This is a genomic window from Herbaspirillum sp. 1130 (assembly GCF_017833835.1).
Taxonomy (GTDB): Bacteria; Pseudomonadota; Gammaproteobacteria; order Burkholderiales; family Burkholderiaceae_D; genus Herbaspirillum; species Herbaspirillum huttiense.
In genome coordinates this window covers 1,733,961-1,755,459 of sequence record NZ_JAFICQ010000001.1, presented here as the reverse complement: position 1 = coordinate 1,755,459, position 21,499 = coordinate 1,733,961, and the positions used below count along the sequence as shown (strand labels likewise).

16 protein-coding genes are annotated in these 21,499 nt (G+C 63.8%); 11 read left to right on the top strand and 5 right to left on the bottom strand.

Translation table 11 applies throughout. From position 1 onward, the window contains the following. Positions 1 to 187: 187 nt before the first annotated feature. The 3 genes from JOD78_RS07795 to JOD78_RS07785 all read right to left on the bottom strand — a co-directional run bounded on the left by JOD78_RS07795 (position 188) and on the right by JOD78_RS07785 (position 3,434). On the bottom strand, positions 188 to 1,306 hold the full coding sequence (locus JOD78_RS07795; protein ID WP_232729579.1) for a fatty acid desaturase: 1,119 nt from the start codon (positions 1,304 to 1,306) through the stop codon (positions 188 to 190). A gap of 205 nt (positions 1,307 to 1,511) precedes the next feature. After that, positions 1,512 to 2,138, bottom strand: coding sequence for an OmpW family outer membrane protein (locus JOD78_RS07790; protein ID WP_199900250.1), 627 nt, complete (start codon positions 2,136 to 2,138; stop codon positions 1,512 to 1,514). A gap of 231 nt (positions 2,139 to 2,369) precedes the next feature. Next, positions 2,370 to 3,434, bottom strand: coding sequence for a 1-aminocyclopropane-1-carboxylate deaminase (locus JOD78_RS07785; protein ID WP_198516461.1), 1,065 nt, complete (start codon positions 3,432 to 3,434; stop codon positions 2,370 to 2,372). Positions 3,435 to 3,635: 201 nt separating this feature from the next. Between JOD78_RS07785 and JOD78_RS07780 the strand changes: the two genes are divergently transcribed. Together JOD78_RS07780 and pip are read left to right on the top strand one after the other, a co-directional pair. Beyond that, positions 3,636 to 4,097: a winged helix-turn-helix transcriptional regulator gene (locus JOD78_RS07780; protein WP_017454720.1), complete on the top strand. Its 462-nt coding sequence runs from the start codon at positions 3,636 to 3,638 to the stop codon at positions 4,095 to 4,097. A 67-nt stretch (positions 4,098 to 4,164) separates the two neighbouring features. Then, on the top strand, positions 4,165 to 5,133 hold the full coding sequence (gene pip / locus JOD78_RS07775) for a prolyl aminopeptidase (RefSeq protein WP_134136135.1): 969 nt from the start codon (positions 4,165 to 4,167) through the stop codon (positions 5,131 to 5,133). A gap of 93 nt (positions 5,134 to 5,226) precedes the next feature. Here the strand turns inward: pip and JOD78_RS07770 are convergent, their stop codons facing one another. Next, positions 5,227 to 5,751, bottom strand: a complete 525-nt coding sequence (locus JOD78_RS07770) for a MarR family transcriptional regulator (RefSeq protein WP_209567002.1) — start codon at positions 5,749 to 5,751, stop codon at positions 5,227 to 5,229. 191 nt (positions 5,752 to 5,942) lie between these two features. On the opposite strand from JOD78_RS07770, the gene JOD78_RS07765 reads away from it, so the two are divergent. The 4 genes from JOD78_RS07765 to JOD78_RS07750 all read left to right on the top strand — a co-directional run bounded on the left by JOD78_RS07765 (position 5,943) and on the right by JOD78_RS07750 (position 14,819). Continuing rightward, the gene (locus JOD78_RS07765; RefSeq protein WP_209567001.1) at positions 5,943 to 7,148 is read left to right on the top strand and encodes an HlyD family secretion protein; all 1,206 of its coding nucleotides are present in this window, start codon (positions 5,943 to 5,945) and stop codon (positions 7,146 to 7,148) included. Next, positions 7,145 to 8,713, top strand: a complete 1,569-nt coding sequence (locus JOD78_RS07760) for an MDR family MFS transporter (protein ID WP_134136131.1) — start codon at positions 7,145 to 7,147, stop codon at positions 8,711 to 8,713. The genes JOD78_RS07765 and JOD78_RS07760 overlap by 4 nt, the downstream gene beginning before the upstream one ends. Further along, entirely contained in the window at positions 8,713 to 10,191 is a 1,479-nt protein-coding gene (locus JOD78_RS07755; RefSeq protein ID WP_209567000.1) for an efflux transporter outer membrane subunit, read from the top strand. Before JOD78_RS07760 ends, JOD78_RS07755 begins: the two co-directional genes overlap by 1 nt. Positions 10,192 to 10,601: 410 nt before the next feature. Next, positions 10,602 to 14,819, top strand: a complete 4,218-nt coding sequence (locus JOD78_RS07750) for a S8 family serine peptidase (protein WP_209566999.1) — start codon at positions 10,602 to 10,604, stop codon at positions 14,817 to 14,819. An 80-nt stretch (positions 14,820 to 14,899) separates the two neighbouring features. Here JOD78_RS07750 and JOD78_RS07745 read toward each other — a convergent pair whose 3' ends face one another. Beyond that, the gene (locus JOD78_RS07745) at positions 14,900 to 15,811 is read right to left on the bottom strand and encodes a LysR family transcriptional regulator (protein ID WP_034331414.1); all 912 of its coding nucleotides are present in this window, start codon (positions 15,809 to 15,811) and stop codon (positions 14,900 to 14,902) included. A gap of 335 nt (positions 15,812 to 16,146) precedes the next feature. Between JOD78_RS07745 and JOD78_RS07740 the strand changes: the two genes are divergently transcribed. From JOD78_RS07740 to JOD78_RS07720, 5 genes are all read left to right on the top strand, one after another. Next, positions 16,147 to 17,685 (top strand): ABC transporter substrate-binding protein, encoded by a 1,539-nt coding sequence (locus tag JOD78_RS07740; protein WP_134136126.1) that lies wholly within the window; start codon positions 16,147 to 16,149, stop codon positions 17,683 to 17,685. A gap of 71 nt (positions 17,686 to 17,756) precedes the next feature. Continuing rightward, on the top strand, positions 17,757 to 18,674 hold the full coding sequence (locus tag JOD78_RS07735; RefSeq protein ID WP_121042182.1) for an ABC transporter permease: 918 nt from the start codon (positions 17,757 to 17,759) through the stop codon (positions 18,672 to 18,674). A 17-nt stretch (positions 18,675 to 18,691) separates the two neighbouring features. Next, positions 18,692 to 19,612, top strand: coding sequence for an ABC transporter permease (locus tag JOD78_RS07730; RefSeq protein WP_121042180.1), 921 nt, complete (start codon positions 18,692 to 18,694; stop codon positions 19,610 to 19,612). Between the two features lie 26 nt (positions 19,613 to 19,638). Next, positions 19,639 to 20,643, top strand: coding sequence for an ABC transporter ATP-binding protein (locus tag JOD78_RS07725; protein WP_209566998.1), 1,005 nt, complete (start codon positions 19,639 to 19,641; stop codon positions 20,641 to 20,643). Beyond that, a complete protein-coding gene (locus JOD78_RS07720; protein WP_121042177.1) occupies positions 20,640 to 21,485 on the top strand; it encodes an ATP-binding cassette domain-containing protein in 846 nt (281 codons plus the stop codon). The genes JOD78_RS07725 and JOD78_RS07720 overlap by 4 nt, the downstream gene beginning before the upstream one ends. Positions 21,486 to 21,499: the final 14 nt, after the last annotated feature.

The following is a 21,499-nucleotide window of genomic DNA, read 5'->3' as shown; positions in this document are numbered from 1 at the left end:
AAAACATCAGAACTGACGGCCAATGACGACGGCTGACAGTACGTGGAAGAGAAGCGGCCTTGATGGGGGAAAGTGGGCGGTATCGCGGGGTTACCGGGGACCCGCGAATGCCCTTCCATGCGACCGTCTTGTTATTGAAACTTCAGAACTTTCGTGGCTTCCTGAATGGGGCTGCCTTGGCTCCCGTTCAAACTTCTGCCGTAGGCTTGCTCATGTCCGGCAATGGCAGCGGAGTACTGGTCGGGCGGCCACGATAGTCGGTCCAGCACAGGCGCTTGAAGTCATACAGCTTGCAGCGGCGCGCCGTGTCGAAGTACCAGCGCCAGGAGAAGCGCTGGATCACGATACGGCCGGGCAGCATGGTTTCCAGTTTCTTCTGCGCCTGCTTCAGGCGATACAGCGGCACGCTCATGTCCACGTGGTGCGCGGTGTGTTCCATGATGTGATGCAGCAGCGATCCCCAGTAGCGGCCAAAGGTCAGGTGCACGGTGGTGGAAACGAAGGGTTGTGCAGCAGCCCAGGTGATCTTGTCTTCATACCAGGCCACCGAGGTATGCGTATGGTGCACATACACCACGAAGCCGATCATGGCCTTCCAGAACAGCAGCGGAATCGCAAAACCGGTCACCAGCAGGGTCCAGAAGGATTGTTCAGTCGCCTGCGCGGCCCAGGCCAGGCCGGCGATCCAGACGACGGCGACGGCGGTCACCAGTACGCCATCCCACATGAATTCAGCACGGCGGGTCGGCATCTGCTTCTTCGAGGGGAAGTACATGCGCTTCCACCACATGTCGATCATGTAGTACAGGCCAGGACCGAAGCCGCTGCGGTAGATGCGCTCCAGGCGCTGACGCCAGCGCGGCAGGGCGCGGAATTCTTCCAGCGAGCGCGGCTGCCAGACGAAATCAAAACCCTTCAGGTTGGTATAGCCGTGGTGCACCACATTGTGACCGACTGCCCACAGGCTATAGGGCGTGAGCGAGGGCATGAACAACAGGCGGCCGAGCCAGGTGTTGAGCTTGCGGCTGGGTGTGAAAGCCTGGTGGCAGGCATCGTGGCCGAGGATGAACAGGCGGCCGATGATGAAGCCATTGACCACGCCCAGCGCGATCTTGGCCAGCAGCCACGGGGCCCAGACGATGGCCGCCAGGCTGGCACCGAAGAGGCAGAAATCCAGCACCGACAGTGCCAGGGCGATGGCCGTGCTGCGCTGGCTGATGGGGATCACCCAGGAGCGGATGATCTTGCGATGGGGCATCGGCGCGCCGGGCGCGACCGGGGTATTGGGGTGCGAAGTCGTCGACATCGTAATTAACCTCTTCCTACTATCAAACGGTGGACGGGCGGAGCATGCCGCAGAGACTGCTCCAGCTAACGCTGCAAGGCGGATGGCATTGCAAGAAATGGCGGCCGGAAAACCGGTGGCGGGGACGTTAGCGCGGATCCCAAAAAACAACGCGACCAGTCATCATCGATGACGGATCGCGCCGTTTGGGTGCGGCAAGAATACCTTAGAAACGGTAGCCCACGCCAACGCCGATCAGCCACGGGTCGATCTTGACGCTGGAAATCTTGGTGCCGGAAGCGGTCTTGACGTCGCTGGAGATCTGCACCTTCTTGATATCGAAGTTGATCAGCCAGTTCTTGTTGATCTTGTAGTCGGCACCGATCTGCAGGGCACCGCCGACGCTGTTGCTGTCCAGTTGCAGGCCGTTGGCCAGATCCACGCCGGAGATGCGGGTGTAGTTGATACCGGCACCGACGTAGGGGCTGAAGACTGCTTCAGGCATGAAGTGGTATTGCAGCAGCAGGGTTGGCGGCAGGTGCTTGAAGGTACCGATCTTGTTGCCGTCCAGACGCACGTCCTGCTTTTGCGGATAGGTCAGCACCAGTTCGGCGGCGATGTTCGGGGTGAAGAAGTAGCTGATGTCGAGTTCCGGAATCACCTTCTCGTTGATGGTGATGCGGTCCGAGGCGCCGGTGCCGCCGACCGGGTCGGACTTGTTTTCCGGGCTCAGATCAACGGCGCGCACGCGCACCAGCCACGGGCTTTGCGCTTCTTGCGCGAACACGGGAGCAGCGGCGAAGGAGGAAGCCAGGGCGGCAACGGCGGCAGTGATGGTGACGATTTTTTTCACGGTGTTTTACCTGTCGAGTGAGGATGTCCGAAAGGTACGCGTGAAGCTTTCTGCAGGCTTTGATGCCGATCAAGCGCGTGGATACATCGGGCAAAAATGCCCTCGCCGGCGGGAACTTGCCACGCAAAAACGACACAAGCCCCGCCTGCATGAACAGGCTGGGGCTTGGTGTGCAGCGTGGCGGATATCCGTATCGCTATCAGGATATCCGCCTGTGCGCGGGGATTCCGCTTACTCCTTGTAACGCGCTTCGCGGGCCAGTTTGGTCAGGTTTTCCGGATCTTCGAAGGCCTTGTAATAAGCGTTCAGTGCCGGGGCACCGCCAAGGTGGGCATACAGCACGCGCTGGCCCTTGAAATGGCCCTTCTTGGCCATGTCGATCAAGCCATCGATGGATTTTCCTTCATACACCGGATCGGTCAGCATGGCTTCCATCTCGGCGGCGGTACGGATGGCGGCGATGGTCTGCTCGCTCGGCAGGCCGTAGGCCGGGCCACTGTAGTCGGGGATGATCTCGATGTCCGCATCGCGCACCACCACGCGCTGGCCACCCTTGGCGGCGATCAGTTCGCTGGTGTCGTTGGCGATCTTGGTGACGGCGCGGCGGGTCATGGCCTCATCGTCGGCGGTGTCGATGCCGATCACGCGGCGGCGCTTCTCCTGGGCGGCGAAACCGACCACCATGCCGGCCTGGGTGGAACCGGTACAGGTCGCCACCACGATGTTGTCGAAGAAGATGCCCAGCTGCTGTTCCTGCATCGCCACTTCGTCGGCGAAGTTGGCATAGCCCAGGCCGCCCAGCGGATGGTCCGACGCGCCGGCCGGAATCGCATAGGGCTTGCCGCCCTTGGCGCGCACTTCTTCCAGGGCACGGGCCCAGGTGTCCTTCTCGGTGGTGGAGTAGCCATAGCCGCCCATGATCGGGTTGCCGCCCATGATGCGGGTCAGCAGGATGTTGCCGACCTTGTCGTAGACCGGATCATCCCATTCCAGCCAGGTTTCCTGCACGGTATAGGACTTCATGCCCACGGCGGCAGCGGCCGCGCAGACCTGGCGCGTGTGGTTGGACTGGATGTTGCCGATCGAGACCAGGGTGTCGCAGCCCTTGGCCAGGGCATCGGCCACCAGCCATTCCAACTTGCGGATCTTGTTGCCGCCGAAGGCCAGGCCCGAGGAGACGTCATCGCGCTTGGCCCACACTTCCACGCCCAGCATGGCGGACAAGCGTTCCAGCTTGTGGATGGGGGAGGGGAAGAAGCCCAGGGTCTTGCGAGGGAAGAGTTTGTCGAGTGCCAGCATGGAGTGCTCCGGTTCAGTTGGATGGTCGAAAGGGGTCCGAATCTGGTTCGATTCATGGTGAATCGCCGGGATCAACTTTACGCCGGAGGATTAAAATGGTGCTTCCGAATTTATGGCATGATTCGTGATGAAAAAGCGATGTAAATTATTTCAGGCAAAGAAAATTGCGATAAACAAGATTTAAGAGAAAGATTCATCATGTCACTGGACCGCATGGACAAGCGCATCCTCAAGGCGCTGCAGAAGGACGGCCGCATCGGCAATGCCGAGCTGGCCAAGAAGCTGGGCATGAGCGCCACCGCCTGCTGGAACCATACCAAACGGCTGATGGATGAGGGCTATGTGAAGGAAGTGCGGGCCATCCTCGACCCCGAGAAACTGGGCCTGCCGGTGCTGGTTACCGTGGGCGTGGTGCTGGACCGTTCCACTCCCGAAAGCTTTGCCGAGTTCGAGAAAGCGGTGCGCGAGATCGCCGCCGTGCAGGAGTGCCTGCTGCTGGCCGGGGAATTTGACTACTGGATCAAGCTGCGCGTGAAGGACCTGCAGGCCTTCAACCGCCTGCACGCCAATACGCTGCTGCGGCTGCCGGGCGTGCGGCAATTGCGTTCATTCTTCGTGCTCAACGAAGTGAAGAACAATCCGGAACTCGTGGTGGAATGAGGACTCTGCGTTCCTTTCACGCACACCCTATACTGCATCTTTTGTCTTCACCCTCAAGGATCTGCTGATGACCACTTCTGCTCCTGCCACCCTGCGCGGCCTCTATCCTCCCATCGAACCGCATGACCACGGCCTGCTCGACGTCGGTGATGGTCACCAGGTCTACTGGGAAGTCTGCGGCAACCCCAAGGGCAAGCCGGTGGTGTTCCTGCACGGTGGCCCCGGTGGCGGTTGCGGTCCTTCGCATCGCCGTCTCTTCAACCCGGAGAAATACCGCATCGTCCTGTTCGACCAGCGCGGCTGTGGCCGCTCGCTGCCGCATGCCAACCTCGACGCCAACACCACCTGGGATCTGGTGGCCGACATCGAACGCCTGCGCGAACTGCTGGGCATCGAGCGCTGGCAGGTCTTCGGCGGCTCCTGGGGCAGCACGCTGGCGCTGGCCTACGCGCAGACCCATCCGCAGCGCGTGACCGAACTGGTCCTGCGCGGCATCTTCCTGCTGCGCCAGGCCGAGCTGGATTGGTACTACCAGGAGGGCGCCTCGTGGATGGTGCCGGATCGCTGGGACGAATTCCTGGCCCCCATCCCGGCCGCCGAGCGCGGCAACCTGGTGCATGCCTATCGCAAGCGCCTCACCGGCGACGACGAAGCGGCCAAGCTGCAGGCCGCGCGTGCCTGGAGCCGCTGGGAAGCCAGCACCATCACGCTGGTGGCCGATGAACGTCTGATCGATTCCTTCAACGATGCGCAATTCGCGCTGGCCTTTGCGCGCATCGAGAACCACTACTTCTTCAACAAGGGATTCATGGAGGAGGGGCAGTTGCTGGCTAATGCCTCGCGCCTGGAAGGCATTCCCGGCGTGATCGTGCAGGGCCGCTACGACCTGGCCACCCCGGCCAAGTCGGCGTGGGATTTGCACCAGGCCTGGCCCGGTTCGCAATTGCACCTGATCGACAGCGCCGGTCACGCCTACAACGAACCCGGCATCCTCGATCAGCTGATCGCGGCCACCGATCGGTTCGCCGATCTGTGATGCCGTTGCGGTGAACGCGGCCAGCGATCTGGCCGCGCAGTCTGTCTGACGCTCCCCTTTGCGGGAGCGTTTTTTTTTACCTGTTCGTTCGTTTCAGCTTTTCTTGCGGCTGCGTTTGGCGGGTAGCTCATCCGTTGCTGCGGCTGGCACAGGGGCGTTCGAGGAATACACCTCTTCCAATTCACCCAGCCGATGGTTGAGTTTGCCCAATACAGTGGTCAGCGCCCCGATTTCCTCTTCGCTCAGGGCAGCGAACAGTCCGTCGATGAAGGTTTTTTTCACCGGCTCCGAGGCCCGCAGCACTTCTTTTCCCGACGCTGTCAAAGCGATGTATTTGACCCGGCGGTCAGTGGTGTCGCCATTGCGCTGGACCAGTCCGTCGCGCTCCAGGGCATCGATGGCCTCGGTGATGGTGCGCGGCGCGAAGCCAAAGGCCGTGGCCAGGTCGGCCGCGCGTACCGGGCTGTTGCGTTCGATGTGGCCGAGCATCTTGTTGCGCGCCAATGAGGCTCCTTCGCCGGCCATGAGCTTGTCCAGCGTGCGGTGCGAGCGGATGTAGAAGTCGCGCAGCGCCTCGGCGGCACTGCTGCTGTCATCGTTTGTAAAGCCTGTAGACATGATTTTTCCAGATACCATATCATATGGTACCTCATTAATTTCCCCGTTCGGTTGGGGAAAGCTGTATTGACCCCGTATTGCCACTGTATTGGTGCTGGCGCGTGAAGTGTATTGCTCCGTATCAATACAGTGTTGCCCAGTGTATTGATTCAGTTAGCAGCCCTCCGCGCCCAGATATTAGGATAAAAAAGATGACCGACGCCACACCCAGCAACACACCGAGCACTACAGAAGCCAGTCCCTCCCGGCCGGATGCCTCCACCAACGGCAGCAACAAGAACAACGCTCCCAAGAAACGCATGAGTCCGCGCGCCCGCTTCATCCTGCGTGCGCTGGGCTTGCTGGTGCTGGTGATCGTGGCGGCCTGGGTGCTGTACTACCAGTTCCGCGGCAAGTATCTGGAGAGCACCAACGATGCCTTCGTCCAGGCCGACAGCGTGACGGTCTCCTCCAAGGTGACCGGCTATGTCGACCAGGTGCTGGTGGCGGACAACCAGATCGTCAAGGCTGGCCAGCCGCTGGTGCGCATCGATGCGCGCGATTATTCGGCGCAAGCCGCCCAGGCCAAGGCCCAGATCGACGCCGCCAGCGCCAGCGAGGAAGCTGCCCATGCCCAATTGGCCGAGCAACAGGCCGCCATTGCGCAGGCCAAGGCCCAGCTTGCCTCAGCCGATGAAGATGCCCGCTTCGCTACCGCAGAAGTGGAGCGCTACACCCCCTTGGCGGCCTCCGGTGCCGAGACCCGTGAACGCCTGACCACCCTGCGCAACCAGCAGGCCCAAGCCCGCAGCACGGTCGCCGCACGTCGTGCTGCGCTCGATGCGGCGCAGCTGCGGGTACGCTCGCTGCAGGCCCAGGTGCGCCAGGCGCAGGCCCAGGGCGAGACGGCCAAGGCGCAATACGATGCTGCCAGCGTCAACCTCGGCTATACCGAGATCCGCGCCGCCGTCGATGGCCGCATCGGTGACAAGCAGGTCCGCGTCGGCCAGTTCGTCTCGCCCGGTACGCGCATGATGACCGTGGTGCCGACCCGCTTCTACGTCTCGGCCAATTTCAAGGAAACCCAGATCGGCATCATGCGCATCGGCCAGCCTGCCATCATCAAGGTCGATGCCTTGCCGGGCGTGGAATTCCACGGCCATGTGGAAAGCCTCTCGCCGGGTACCGGCGCCCAGTTCTCGCTGCTGCCGCCGCAGAATGCCACCGGCAACTTCACCAAGATCGTCCAGCGCGTCCCCGTGCGCGTGGCCGTCGATGCGACACCGGAAGAAACCCGTGCCTTCGTGGCCGGCCTGTCGGTGACGGTGGAAGTCAACACCATCGCGGCCAAGGATGAATTGCGTGAACTGCGCGAACGCAACAGCGAGACCAACGCCACCCGCAAGGAGTCGCAGTGAGCGGCGCGGCCCCCGCCCAGCCCATCGGGCAGGGCGCCCAGCCGGAGAAAGCCGATGCCTCCGCCTGGCTGGCGGTTGCGGCCGGCACGCTGGGTGCGCTGATGGCCACGCTGGATATCTCCATCGTCAATTCCTCGCTGCCCACCATCCAGGGTGAAATCGGAGCTTCAGGCACTGAAGGCACCTGGATCGCCACCGCCTACCTGGTGGCCGAGATCGTCATCATCCCCATGTCGGCCTGGCTGGAACGGCTGCTGGGATTGCGCGTGCTGCTGCTGACGGCGGCCAGTCTCTTCACCTTGTTCTCGGTGCTGTGCGGCCTCTCGACCACGCTGCCGATGATGATCGTGGGCCGGGTCGGGCAGGGTTTCACCGGCGGCGCGCTCATTCCGACCGCCATGACCATCATCGCCACGCGCCTGCCGCGTTCGCAGCAGCCGGTCGGCAATGCCCTGTTCGGTGCGACCGCCATTCTCGGTCCGGTGCTGGGGCCGGTGATGGGTGGCTGGTTGACCGAGAACGTCAGCTGGCACTATGCCTTCTTCATCAACCTGCCAGTGGGTGCGGCCCTCATCACCTTGCTGCTGGTGGCCATTCCCTATGAACGTCCCAAGTTCGAACAATTGGCCGAGGCCGACTGGTTCGGCATCGCCGGACTGGCACTGGGGCTGGGTGGGCTGACGGTGGTGCTGGAAGAGGGCGAGCGCGAGCAGTGGTTTTCCTCCCCGGATATCCGCTGGCTTGCGGCCACCTCCGTACTCGGCTTCATCCTGCTGGCCATCGGACAGGTGCGCGCGCGCCATCCTGTGATCCAGCTGCGGCTCTTGCGCGACCGCCAGTTCGGTTCCGTGGTGATGATGGCCATGATCGTCGGCGTGGCGCTCTATGGCACGGCCTACGTGATCCCGCAATTCCTCTCCGGCATTGCCGGCTACAACTCGCTGCAATCGGGCTGGATCGTGCTGCTCTCGGGCGTGCCGATGATCCTCATGATGCCTTTCACGCCCTTGCTGATGCGGCTGGTGGATATCCGCATTGCCGTGGGCACCGGTTTCCTGCTGCTGGCTACCTCGGCTTTCATCGAGACCGACCTGAGCCCGCTGTCCTATGGCGGCTCCTTCGTGGCCTCGCAGCTGATGCGCGGGGTGGGCACGGTGCTGGCGATGCTGTTCCTGAATCAGGCGGCGATCCGCTCGGTGCCGCCGTCGCAGGCCGGGGATGCATCCGGCCTCTACAGTGCCGCGCGCAACCTGGGTGGCTCGCTGGCGCTGGCAGCCATTGCCGTGATCCAGGACCAGCGGCTGTGGTTGCACAGCCGCCGCCTGGAAGAAAGCCTCAACGCCAATTCCGACCTGGTGCAGTCCGGCATCGCCGCGCAAGCCCATCTGCTGGGCGGGCAGGATGTGGCAATCCAGCTCATGGGCGCGACCATCCAGGCGCAGGCGCTGACCATGACCTATGCCGACCTGTTCTGGATGCTGGGCGTGGCCATCCTCTGCGTGACTCCGCTGGTGCTGTTCCTGCGCCCCTTGCCGACCAATGCCGCACCGGTGGCTTCTCATTGATGATCAACATGGACAAGACTTACTCCTCCTTCCCGGCCGTGCGCCTGATCGCGCTGGCGGCCGCTGCGCTGCTGGCCGGCTGTTCCGCCCTCGGACCGGACTACGCCGGCCCGCCCGAAGCCGCCCCGCAAGCGGCACACAGCCAGCAATTCGTCCGCGGCGGCGACAGCGCCAATAGCGCCGCGCCGAGCAACCAGTGGTGGCAAGGCCTGGGCGACAGCGAACTGAACAGCCTCATCGAGCGCGCCCTGCAAGCCAATCCAAATCTGGGCGTGGCGCGTGCCCGCCTGCAGCAATCGCGTGCGGGGCTGGCGCTGGAACAGGCCAATGCCGCCCCCAGCGTCGGTGCCTCGGCCCTGGCCGGACATGCGCGCCTGCCGCCGGCCAACCTGGGCGCGCTGACCGGCGGCTCCAGCTCCGGCAATGGCTCGCCGACCAGCGCCAATCTCTACAGCGTGGGTTTTGATGCGAGCTGGGAGATCGATCTGTTCGGTGCCCGCCGCCGAGCGGTGGAAGCGGCCACGGCCACGGCCGATGCGGCGCAGGCCTCGCTGGCTGATGTACAGGTGAGCCTGGCCGCTGAAGTGGCCAATGCCTACATCAGCCTGCGCGACCGGCAGCTGCGTCTGTCGCTGGGCCAGGAAGCGGTGCAGGCGCAAGAGCAGATGCTGCAGCTGACCGGGCAGCGTGTCGAGCGCGGCACGGCCTCTTCGCTGGATCAGCTGCGCGTGCAGAACCAGCTTGATGCCAGTCGTGCCGACCTGGTCCCGCTGCAGGCCGAGCGCGATGCCTACCTCAACCAACTGGCCACGCTGCTGGGACAGGAGCCGGGCACGCTGGACAGCGAACTGGCGGCCACAGCCCCCGTGCCGCTGCCGCCGCAGCAGGTGGCGGTGGGAGATCCTGTCTCGCTGCTGCGTCGTCGTCCTGATGTCCGCGCTGCTGAACGCACGCTGGCCGCCGATACGGCCAAGATCGGCCAGGCTGAAGCGGCGCGCTATCCGAGCCTGAAGCTGTTCGGCGTGATCGGGCTGGGTGGAACACATCCTTCGGACCTGACGCGCCTGGATGATTTTGCGGCGCTGGGCGCACCCATGCTGAGCTGGAATTTCCTCGACTTTGGCCGCGCCAAGGCACGTGTCACGCAAGCAGAGCGTTTGCGCGACGAGGCCGAGATGAAGTATCGCCAGTCCGTGCTGGAAGGCTTGCGTGATGCCGAAGACGCGCTCTCGCGCTTCCGCTATGGCCGGGTGAGCGTGGCCACCATCGCGCGTTCCAAGGTCTCCGCCGACCGTGCGCTGGTGTTGGCGCGGCAGCGTTATCAGGCAGGTACCGGGACGCTGATCGAAGTGCTCGACACCACGCGGCAGCAGATCACCGCGCAGCAGAATCTGTTGCAGGCCGAGGCCAATCTGACGCGCAGTTTTGTGGGAATTCAGAAGGCGCTGGGGCTGGGGTGGTCGGAGGAAGCGCTCTGACATGCGGCAGCCGATACGGGTGATGAGCCCCGTATCAGCCACCTCCGTTTTCTCCGTTTTCTTCACATCGCCGCAGGCTGCAATGCCTGCGGCGATTTTCTTATCCTCTCTTTTCTCGGTGCCTTTGCATGGACGGCACTGACGCTTCTTCCTTTTGGCAGTGACCCGCAGACGGGTTTCGCGCGTCATCCTCCCTTCGGTCGCCCCCTCACCTGAGGTACGAAGCTTCACCTCCCTCCGCCCTGAACAGCACCAAAAGACAATGTCCAGAAAGACCTTGTCCCCCGACAATGCGCCCCTACAAAAGCCGGTCCGAACCGGCACCAAGGGGCGACGACAAGAAGGACGGGGGACGGGTTTGCCTTCCCGATGACCCGGCCAATTCCAAAAGATCGACCGAGGAAGGGAAGATGAAACACAAAAAGAAGCAGGACAAGTCCGCCTGCACCACGCCGCCCGCCGGCTTGCGCCTACACCGTCTCTGCACCGCCGTACTGCTGACCCTGAGCCCGGCCCTGAGCCTGCCCGCTGGCGCCCAGAGTTTCGTCAACTACGATGGCAGTACCACCACCGACTCTGCCGCCGCCCTGGCCAGCTGGACAGGCAACAAGGAATTCCAGACCGATTGGGGGCTGGGGGCCATGAATGCCCAGTACGCCTACGCGGCCGGCTTCTCGGGCCTGGGCATCAAGCTGGGCGCGGTCGATTCCGGGCTCTTGCTGTCCCACGCCGAGTTCGTCACCCGCAACGTCAAGGCCCTGGCCGTCACCGGCACCTACGCCAATGACGGTTCGCAATATCAGGACGGCAGCCAGGCCTGGAAAGCAGGGGACGCCTTCAGCACCACCGGGGCATTGAGCAAGCTCAACGACAAGCACGGCAGCCACGTCTCTGGCACCATCGCCGCGGCCAAGAACGGCGCGGGCATCATGGGGGTGGCCTTCGCCAGCGACTACCACATCACCAATACCAACGGCACCGACAGTTCGGTCTATGGCGTGAACGCGGATTACAACTACTTCAAGGCAGCCTACGGCAACCTCGCCAATGCCGGTGTGCGGGTCATCAACAGCAGCTGGGGCAGTCCGGATTCGCGCGATGACTTCAGCAGCATCGGCGGCGTGGCCGCGGCCTACGATCGCCTGCAGGGTGGTGGCAAGAAAAGCTGGCTGGATGTCGCCGCCGATGTGGCGAAAGACTCCAATACGCTGATGGTCTGGGCGGCCGGCAATTCCGCCAAGGCCAACATCAATATCCGTTCGGCGCTGCCTTACTTCCGGCCGGAGCTGGAACAGAACTGGATCGCGGTGGCCGCCATCAATGCCAGTTCGGTGCTGCCCAGCTTCTCCAACCAGTGTGGACTGGCCAGGTACTGGTGTGTGTCCGCCCCCGGCTCGGCCATCACCAGTCTGAACATCACTTCCGACACCGACCTGGTCAACGCCTCCGGCACCTCCATGGCCGCCCCGCACGTGACCGGCGCACTGGGGCTGCTCATGGAGCGCTATCCCGACCTCGACAACCAGGCCATCCGCACCATCCTGCTGACTACCGCCAAGCATCTGGGCAGCGGTCCGGCGGACGTGCCCAATGCCATGTTCGGCTGGGGTGTGCCGGACCTCAACAAGGCCCTGAATGGTCCGGGACAATTGCTGGGTGTCTTCAACGCCAACATCGCCGCCGGCCGCAGCGACACCTGGAGCAACGACATCTCCGAAGCCGCGCTGATCCAGCGCAAGAGCGATGACCGTGCCCAGCTGGCAGCCCGTGAGGCTGCCTCGCCGGATGCCCTGCAGGCGGCCGCTGCCAGCGCGGCGGTCCAGATCGCATCGAATGTGGAGAGCGGCTATGGCCAGGCCATGGCACTGGTCCAGACACGCGCGCAGCGCAATGCCACCTTCCAGGCCAGCAAGAAGAAAGAGGACAACACTGCCTTCCAGCAAGCCGACAAGGCAGTCGCCGCCAATCCGCTGGCAGCGGCCCTGCTCAAGCAGTCCGGCAGCGGTCCCACGCTGAGCAAGGAGGAGTTGATGGCCAGGCTGATCGCCGCAGATCCGGCCACGGTGGCGCTGGGCGACTATCACGCCCAGGCCACCTATCTCGACGCCGCCCGCAAAAAGACCGATGCCGATTACGTCGGCAGCCTGGTCAAGACCGGCGAGGGCAGCCTCATCTTGTCGGGCAACAACAGCTATTCGGGGGGCACCCGGCTGGAGGGCGGCACGCTCGGCGTGGCGTCTTCCACCGCGCTGGGCACCGGCCCGCTGGCCATGTCCGATGGCACCACCTTGCGTGCGGCGGCCGACCAACTGGCCATGGGCAATGTGGTCAGCGTCAGTGGCGAAGGGCGCTTCGATACCCAGGCTTTCACGCTTACGCTCCATGCCGGCATCGCCGATGGCCGCAGCAAGGGCAGCCTGGTCAAGCAGGGGGACGGGACATTGCACGTGCTCGGTCCGCTCAGCTACAGCGGCAACACCACCATCGCCGCGGGCACTTTGAGCGTTCCGGCCTTCAGCCTGGCGACGGACCAGACCCTGAGCGTGGGCGTGGCCAGTGCCAGCCAATACGGCAAGCTGTCGGTCACCGGTGCGGCCAGCTTCGCGCCCGACGCGCACCTGGCCGTGGATGTCTACAAGACCGCCAGTCTGGGAAGCGGCCAGACACTGGCCGGCGTGGTCACGGCCGGCAGCCTCACGGCACCGCGCCTGAATGTCACGGACAATTCCCTGCTGTTCGACTTCAAGCCTGTGGTGTCCGCTACTGCGCTTGACCTGAACATCGTCGACGCGACCAGCATTCAGCAGGTCGCCCAGGCGGTGCTGACGCCGGATGCGGGGGGGACACCGACCCCTGCCATACAAGCAACGGGCACGCAGCCGGCCGCTACACCTGCTCCGCCCGTACAGCCAACGAACACGGATGCGTCCAGTACACCGGCTTCAACCGTACAGGCGACCAGCACGCAGGCGTCCAGTACACCTGCGCCAGCCGTACAGGCAACTGGCACACCGGCATCCACTGCGCCAGCGCCAGCTGTACAGGCAACTGGCACACCGGCATCCACTACGCCAGCGCCTGCTGTACAGCCAACTGGCACACCGGCATCCACTACGCCAGCGCCAGCTGTACAGGCCACGAGCACTCAGGCATCCACTTCACCTGCACCAGCTGTACAGGCCACGAGTACTCAGGCGTCCACTCCACCTGCACCAGCTGTACAGGCAACGAGTACTCAAGCATCCACTGCACCGGCTCCAGCTGTACAGGCTACGACCACCCAAGCGTCCACCACGCAAGCTCCAACTGGTCCGGCCGCAAATAAACCAGTACCGGCAGCACCAGCAGCACCAGCAGCAGCACCAGCAGCTCCAGCGGCACCGGCGGCACCGGCGGCACCGGCGGCACCGGCTGCAGCATCGGCAGCACCGGCAGCAGCACCCGCAACCCCTGCAGCAGCATCACCGGCTCCAGCGCCCGCCCCCACAGTGCGCCCCTCGGCCACACTCATCGACGCCGCCACGGCCGCTGCACGGGTCGCCCCGGTACTGGACCGCCAGATCCGCCAGCCCTCCACGGCGGACATGGCCCAGGTGGTCACCGCCCTGGGCCGCATGCCCGATGCGGAAAGCCTGCTGCGCGCCGTCAGCCAGACCTTGCCCAGGGACGTCAGCGCCAGTGCCATCCGTGGCACCATGGCGTCCCTGAACCGCGTCATCGCCACCCGCACCGAGAGCGGCAACATGGGCAGCGCCGCTGCAGGCAGCGGCTTGTCCTCAGGCGAGGCAGGCGGCGACCGCCAGGTGTGGATCATGCCCTTCGAGTCGCGCACCAACCAGGGCGACCGTGGCGGCGAGTCCGGCTTCAGCGCCAGCACTTCGGGCCTGGCAGCCGGTGCCGAGATGGAGTTCGACAGCGCACGCGCCGGCCTGTCCTACGCCTACGCCAGCACCAGTGCCAGCGGCAATGCCGCCATCACCGGCACCGGCAGTCGCAGCCGCATCGAGTCCAACATGGTGGCCCTCTACGGCAGCCTCCCGTTGGGAGAGATATCACTCGGCTGGCAAGCCGACCTGGGCCGCAATGGCAACCGCCTGGATCGCCAGATGCAGTTCGGTGGCCTCAATCGCATCGCCAGCAGCCGCTTCCAGAGCTGGCATGCGCATTTGGGCACGAACGTATCGTTCACGCTGCCGCTGAGTGAAGCAATGAGCCTGGTACCGGCCCTGCAGCTCGACTACACCCGCCTGCAAAGCCCGTCCTACGGCGAGAACGGGGCAGGGGACCTGAACCTGTCGGTGCAGGGCAAGCGCAGCCGGGCCCTGTTGCTCGGCACGGCGGCGCGCCTGAACTACGCGCTGACAACGTCTTCGCAGATCAGTACCTACCTCGGTGCCAGCTATGACGTCATCAACGATCGCGATGACCTGGTGGCCACCTATGCCGGTGCGCCGGGCCAGTCCTTCACCACGCCCGGACCCGCTCGCTCGCCGTGGTTGTTGAAAGCGGGTGTGAGCTATCGCTTCAAGCTGGTGGAAGCGGCCGACATCTTGTTGCGCTTCGATGCCGAAGGCCGCAGCGGTTTCATCAACCAGTCGGCGGCGATCAAAGCCAGCTGGCGCTTCTGAGCGATGCACTGACCTGCTGAAAAGCTGAAAGAAGAAACAACGCGGCCGCTTCTGTAGCGGCCGCGTTGCGTTGTTGCGTTTTACAGGTCCTTGCTCAATTCCGCGACCAGGTAATCCAGGAAAATCTCGACACTGCGCGGCAAGGTCCGTCCGGCCAGGGTCTGCACTTCGACGAAGCGGCCATCGCTCGGACAATCGCGGATCGGCCGCATGGTCAGTTCACCGCGCTCGATGCGGTAGCGCACGGTGACGTCGCCGGTGATGGAGAGCGCGTCGTTATCGAGCACGTAGTTGTGCAGCGACTGGATGTAATTGCTGGTCATCACCGGTTCGATCACCACTTGCTGGCGGCTGCAGGCGATGTCGAACAATTGCCGCAGCGTCGTGGTCGGGTCGGGCAGCGCCAGAGGATAAGGTTTGAGCTGGCCCAGCGACACATGGCGGAAGCGCGCCAGCGGATGATCGTTGCGCATCACCAGCGCAATCGGGCCGGGCTGGCGGTGCACGACCTTGATCTCCGGCTCGGGCAGTCGTGCGAAGGTCAGGCCGATATCGGCATTGCCTTCGCGCACCTGGCGCGACACGACTGCCGGCGCGCCCACGAAGAGCTGGAACACGAAGCCCGGATATTTTTTCTGGAAAGCGTTGATCAGGCGCGGCAGGAAATCGATCGCAAAACCTTCCGAGGCCGACAGCCGCACACGCCCGCTGCGCAAGCCTTTGAGGGCCTGCAGGTCGGCCACCACGCGGTCTGCCTCCAGGGCCATCTTGCGCGCATGCGCGGCCAGCATTTCGCCACCCGCCGAGAGCACCATGCCCCGTGGACGGCGTTCAAACAGAACCGTATCGAGCGTCTCTTCGAGACTGCTGATCTGGCGGCTGATGGCCGAGCTGGCCACGTTGAGGCGCTGCGAGGCTTCGCTGATGGAACCGCAGCGGACTACTTCGAGAAAGTAGCGCAGCGCGGTGTCTTGCAGTTGCTGTGATTTCATCCGGTGACTCCTTCCGTCCTGACCAAGGCTGACCGGCACTTTACCCGGTCGGTGCAAATAATTTCGCGCTTTATTTGGTGCGTGCTTCACGGCTTTGGTGCAGTGCTTGCGGGCTGGGCGCGCACTGCGATGCTGCACCTGCTCCACGCCCCGCAGCCCAGCAGCGATGCGGCTTTTGCCAGGGTGGTCTCATTGTGGTGCAGCATTTCTGCGTTCTGGATTCGGCAACGCAGGCTTAGAAATTTGATGATTGTGGCATCGATAAATCCTAGCCTAGTATCAGCCCCGACGTCGCGATTTTTTCTAAATTGTCTTATTCGAACGAAGGGGCAGGAATGAACGCACTACCGAAATCCCTCATGCGCTGGTCACGTTGCGCGGTATTCGTGGCGGGGGCCATGAGCGCGATGGCAGCCCATGCCGGCAAGGCCAACGACACCCTCATCTACGCTTCCGACAGCGAAGTCGAGAACATCAGCCAGTACCACAACAACCTGCGCGAAGGCGTGATCCTGGCGCACCTGATCTGGGACACGCTGATCTATCGCGATCCCAAGACCAACGAGTACAAGCCGCAACTGGCCACCGCCTGGAAGTGGGAGTCGCCCACTGCGCTGGTGCTGGATCTGCGCCAGGGCGTGCAATTCCAGAACGGCGACAAGTTCAGCGCTGACGATGTGGTGTTCACCTTCAACTACGCCGTCTCGCCGGAATCCAAGGCGGTCACACGCCAGAACACCGACTGGATCAAGAGCGTCGACAAGCTGGGCGACTACCAGGTGCGCATCAACCTGAAGGGGCCGTTCCCCGCTGCCCTCGAATATCTGGCCGGTCCGCTGCCGATCTATCCGGCGGCCTACTTCAAGAAGGTCGGACTGGAAGGTTTTTCCAAGGCCCCCATCGGCACCGGTCCCTACAAGGTCACCAGCGTGACCCCGGGACAGGGCGTGACGCTGGTCAAGAACGGCAACTACTTCAAGGACAGCCCGCAGGGCCAGCCCTCGATTGGCAACATCAAGTTCGTGGTGATCCCCGATCCGGAAACGCGTGCCGCGCAACTGATGACCGGAGCCATCGACTGGATCTGGCGCGTGCCGCCCGACCAGGCCGATTCGCTCAAGACCAATCCCAAGCTGACCGTGCAGAGTGGCGAGACCATGCGCGTGGGCTTCATCACCCTGGATGCGACCGGCACCTCCGCGCCCAATTCTCCCTTCAAGGATGTGCGCGTGCGCCAGGCGGTCAATCACGCCATCAACCGCAAGGGCTATGCCGAGAACCTGATGCGCGGCGGCAGCCAGCCGGTCTATACCGCCTGTTTCCGCACGCAGTTCGGCTGCGACAGCAACGCCGCCATCAAGTTTGACTACAACCCGGCCAAGGCCAAGGAGCTGCTGGCGGCAGCCGGTTATCCGAACGGCTTCGATACCGACATCTACGCCTACCGCGAGCGTGAAATCGCCGAAGCCATCATCGGCGACCTGCGCAAGGTCGGCATCCGCGCACGGCTGCATTACATGAAGTTCGCGGCCCTGCAGACCGAATACCGCAGCGGCAAGACACCCATGAGCTTTTATTCATGGGGCTCGTTCTCGATGAACGATACCTCGGCCTTTGCCGGTGTCTACTTCAAGGGCGGTGCCGATGACATCACCAAGGATCCGCAATTGCAGCAGTTCCTGCAGACCGCCGATACCTCCATCGACCCGGCGGTGCGCAAGGCCAATTACACCAAGGCGCAGGAACTCATTTCCAAGCAGGCTTACGTGGCACCGATGTTCTCCTATTCGACCTTCTATGCCTTCAATGCGCAGCTGAAGTTCCAGGGATATCCGGACGAGTTGCCGCGCTTCTACGAAGCCTCCTGGAAATAAACCCGGTGGCGCACGCACTGCGTGCGCCGCTCCTGACGTCATCCGCCCAGCTTTTGCAAGGAAGGATCGCCATGTTGATCTACCTCCTGCGCCGCCTCGCCATCGCCTTGTGCGTAGCGCTGACGGTGTCCGTCGTCAGCTTTACCTTGCTGCATCTCTCCGGTGACCTGGCAGTCTCCATCGCCGGGCCGGAGGCCACGGCAGCCCAGGTCGAATCGGTGCGTACCCAGTTCGGCCTGGACCGCCCGCTGACCACGCAATACGTGGACTGGCTGGGCCGCGCCGTGCAGCTCGACTTCGGCAAGTCCTTCTACTTCCAGGGGCCGGTGATGGAAATGATTTCCGAACGCCTGCCCATCACCTTCAAACTCGGCGGCAGTGCCTTGCTGCTGGCGATCCTGACTGCCATTCCACTGGGCGTGCTGGCGGCGCTCTATCGCGATACCTGGCTGGATCGCACGGCGCTGCTGATCGCCGTGGTGGGGCAGGCCATGCCCAGCTTCTGGTTCGGCCTGACGCTGATCCTCCTCTTCGCCGTCACCCTGCACTGGCTGCCGGTGGCCGGCAACGAGAGCTGGCAGCATTTCATCCTGCCGGCCGTGGCGCTGGGCTACTACGCCATGCCGGCCATGATGCGGCTGACCCGCTCGGGCATGCTGGAGGTGCTGGGTTCGGACTACATCCGCACGGCACGTGCCAAGGGCCTCTCCAAATCACGGGTGGTGTTCAAGCATGCCTTGCGCAATGCGGTCATCCCGGTGGTGGCGCTGGCGGCAGTTGAGCTGGGATTCATGCTGGGGGGTTCTGTGGTCATCGAATCGGTCTACTCGATGCAGGGGCTGGGGCAGCTCGCCTGGGACGCCATCTCGCGCAACGACTATCCCGTGGTGCAAGCCGTGGTGCTCATCATCGCCATGTTCTACATCGGCCTGACCTTCCTGGCCGATGTCATCAATGCGCTGCTGGACCCGCGCATCCGTACCCGCTGATCTTGTCTGGAGACGACATGAGCGTTACCTCATCATCCACGTTGCCGCCCCCTGCCGTGTTGAGTGCGGCCTTGCCACCGCTGCCGGCGTGGCGCCGCAAGCTGCGCCGCCTGCTGGGCCATCGCGGCCTGGTGCTGGGGGCACTGTTCCTGGCCATCATCGTGCTGGCGGCCATCTTCGCACCGCTGCTGGCGCCGCATGATCCCTTCGAGCAGGATGTCACGGCGCGCCTGATCCCGCCGGTGTGGCAGGCCCAGGGCAGCTGGGAACACATCCTCGGTACTGACAAGCTGGGGCGCGACTATCTCTCGCGGCTGATCTTCGGTGCGCGCGTCTCGCTGACCATCGGCATTGCCGCCGCGCTCATCTCGGGCCTGATCGGCACCACCCTGGGCGTGCTGGCCGGTTACTTCGGCGGACGCACCGATGCCGTCATCAGCTATCTCATCACCACGCGCCTGGCCATGCCGGTGGTGCTGGTGGCGCTGGCCATGGCCTCGCTGGTCGGCGGCTCGCTGAAGGTGGTGATCGTGCTGCTGGGGCTGTTGCTGTGGGACCGCTTTGCGGTGGTCACGCGCTCGGCCACGCAGCAATTGCGCGATGCCGAATTCATCGCGGCCGCCAAGGCCATCGGGGCTTCGACCCCCTACATCCTGCTGCGCGAGATCCTGCCCAACATCATGGGTGCACTGATCGTCGTGGCGACGCTCGAAATGGCCCACGCCATTCTGCTGGAGGCCACGCTGTCCTTCCTCGGACTGGGCGTGCAGCCGCCCACGCCGTCGTGGGGACTGATGGTGGCCGAGGGCAAGACCTACATGTTTTTCAAGCCCTGGGTGATCGTCATTCCAGGTGTGGCGCTGGCGCTGCTGGTGCTGGCGATCAACCTGGTCGGCGATGGCCTGCGCGATGTCAATGCGCCCGATGGCCGCAACTAACTGAGGGTTCACGCAAGGAGCACACCATGAGCATATTGCTGGACGTGAAGAACCTGAAGGTGGACCTGCCCACCGAAAACGGCATGCTGCATGCCGTGCGCGGCATCGATTTCCAGGTGCGCAAGGGAGAGATGCTGTGCCTGGTCGGCGAGTCCGGCTGTGGCAAGTCCATGACTTCGCTGGCCTTGATGGGACTGCTGCCGCGCAAGGCGCAATGCAGTGCCGACCACATCCTCTTCGATGGCGCGGATCTCAACACCATGAGCGAGCGGCAGCGCATGCAGTTGCGCGGCAAGCGCATGTCGATGATCTTCCAGGAGCCGATGACGTCGCTGAACCCCGCCTACACGCTGGGCAACCAGCTTTGCGAGGCGATGCTGCAGCAGCCGGGCGTCACACGTGGCGAGGCACGCGAACGTGCGCTCTACCTGCTGCACCGGACCGGCATCAGCAATGCCGAAGACCGCCTGCGCCAGTATCCGCACCAGCTCTCCGGCGGCCTGCGCCAGCGCGTGATGATCGCCATGTCGCTCATGTGCAGCCCGGACCTGATCATCGCCGACGAACCCACTACCGCACTGGACGTGACCATCCAGGCGCAGATCCTGCGCATGATCCGCGAACTGCAGCAGGAGTTCGGGACTGCGGTCATCTTCATCACGCATGACCTGGGCGTGGTCTCGCGCATCGCCGATCGCGTGGCCGTGATGTATGCGGGGCAGGTGGTGGAGACCAGCGGTGTGGCCCAACTCTTCGCGCAGCCGCGCCATCCCTATACGCGCGGCTTGCTCAATTGCATCCCGGTGCGCGGCAAGACCTTGCCGGGCAGCCGGCTGCAAGCCATTCCGGGCGTGGTGCCCAGCCTGGTCGGGCAGGTCAGCGGCTGCGCCTTCCGCAATCGCTGTACTCTGGCCGACAGCGGCTGCGAACAGGATCCGCCCATGGTGCAGCAGGGCGGCCCCGGCTTGCCGCATGAGGCGCGCTGTTTCAAGCTCGATGCGCCGGTGTCGGCGATGGAGGTGGCAGCATGAACAATTCCCTGACACCACGGCCACCGCTCGACGATATTGCGCTGGAATTGTGCGCCTTGTCGAAGGTGTATCCGCTCAAGCGCGGGCTGTTCCAGGCACCCGGTGAACTGAAGGCGGTCGATGACGTGTCGCTGCGTCTTTATCGCGGCGAGACTCTGGGCCTGGTCGGCGAGTCCGGCTGCGGCAAGAGCACCCTGGCCAAGATGCTGCTGGGGCTGCTGGCGCCGACGTCGGGCAACGTGCTCATCAATGGCCAGGAGGTCGATCCGACCGAGCGCCGCGCGCATGCACGTCACATCCAGCCGATTTTCCAGGACCCGTATTCGTCACTCAATCCGCGCAAGACCGTGGGCGAGATCGTCGGCCTGCCGCTGAAGCTGCATGGCATCGGCAACGCTACCGAGCGCAATCGCCAGGTGCGCCAGATCCTCGATCTGGTCGGCATGCCGGAGCGCACCCACACGCAATATCCCAACCAGCTCTCCGGCGGCCAGCGGCAGCGGGTGGCGATTGCGCGGGCGCTGATCCTGCGGCCCGACATCCTCATCTGCGATGAACCGACCTCGGCGCTGGATGTGTCGGTGCAGGCGCAGATCCTGAACCTGCTGCTGGACCTGAAGGCCGAGTTCGGGCTGACCTACCTGTTCATCAGCCACGACCTGGGCGTGGTGGAGCACCTGGTGGACCGGGTGGCCGTGATGAACAAGGGCAGCATCGTGGAATTGGCCTCGCGTGAACAACTCTTCAGCGATCCCCAGCATCCGTATACCCGCATGCTGCTGGCCTCGGCGCTGACGCCCGATCCGGGCATGGGCATTCCGGCGCTGGCGGCAGCGGCTTGAGAACATGAACGAAA

Bases quoted from the DNA above. Each gene is read 5' to 3' on its own strand.
- JOD78_RS07795 (WP_232729579.1), bottom strand. From the start codon at position 1,306: ATGTCGACGACTTCGCACCCCAATACCCCGGTCGCGCCCGGCGCGCCG.
- JOD78_RS07780 (WP_017454720.1), top strand. From the start codon at position 3,636: ATGTCACTGGACCGCATGGACAAGCGCATCCTCAAGGCGCTGCAGAAG.
- pip (WP_134136135.1), top strand. From the start codon at position 4,165: ATGACCACTTCTGCTCCTGCCACCCTGCGCGGCCTCTATCCTCCCATC.
- JOD78_RS07770 (WP_209567002.1), bottom strand. From the start codon at position 5,751: ATGTCTACAGGCTTTACAAACGATGACAGCAGCAGTGCCGCCGAGGCG.
- JOD78_RS07765 (WP_209567001.1), top strand. From the start codon at position 5,943: ATGACCGACGCCACACCCAGCAACACACCGAGCACTACAGAAGCCAGT.
- JOD78_RS07755 (WP_209567000.1), top strand. From the start codon at position 8,713: ATGATCAACATGGACAAGACTTACTCCTCCTTCCCGGCCGTGCGCCTG.
- JOD78_RS07750 (WP_209566999.1), top strand. From the start codon at position 10,602: ATGAAACACAAAAAGAAGCAGGACAAGTCCGCCTGCACCACGCCGCCC.
- JOD78_RS07745 (WP_034331414.1), bottom strand. From the start codon at position 15,811: ATGAAATCACAGCAACTGCAAGACACCGCGCTGCGCTACTTTCTCGAA.
- JOD78_RS07740 (WP_134136126.1), top strand. From the start codon at position 16,147: ATGAACGCACTACCGAAATCCCTCATGCGCTGGTCACGTTGCGCGGTA.
- JOD78_RS07735 (WP_121042182.1), top strand. From the start codon at position 17,757: ATGTTGATCTACCTCCTGCGCCGCCTCGCCATCGCCTTGTGCGTAGCG.
- JOD78_RS07730 (WP_121042180.1), top strand. From the start codon at position 18,692: ATGAGCGTTACCTCATCATCCACGTTGCCGCCCCCTGCCGTGTTGAGT.
- JOD78_RS07725 (WP_209566998.1), top strand. From the start codon at position 19,639: ATGAGCATATTGCTGGACGTGAAGAACCTGAAGGTGGACCTGCCCACC.
- JOD78_RS07720 (WP_121042177.1), top strand. From the start codon at position 20,640: ATGAACAATTCCCTGACACCACGGCCACCGCTCGACGATATTGCGCTG.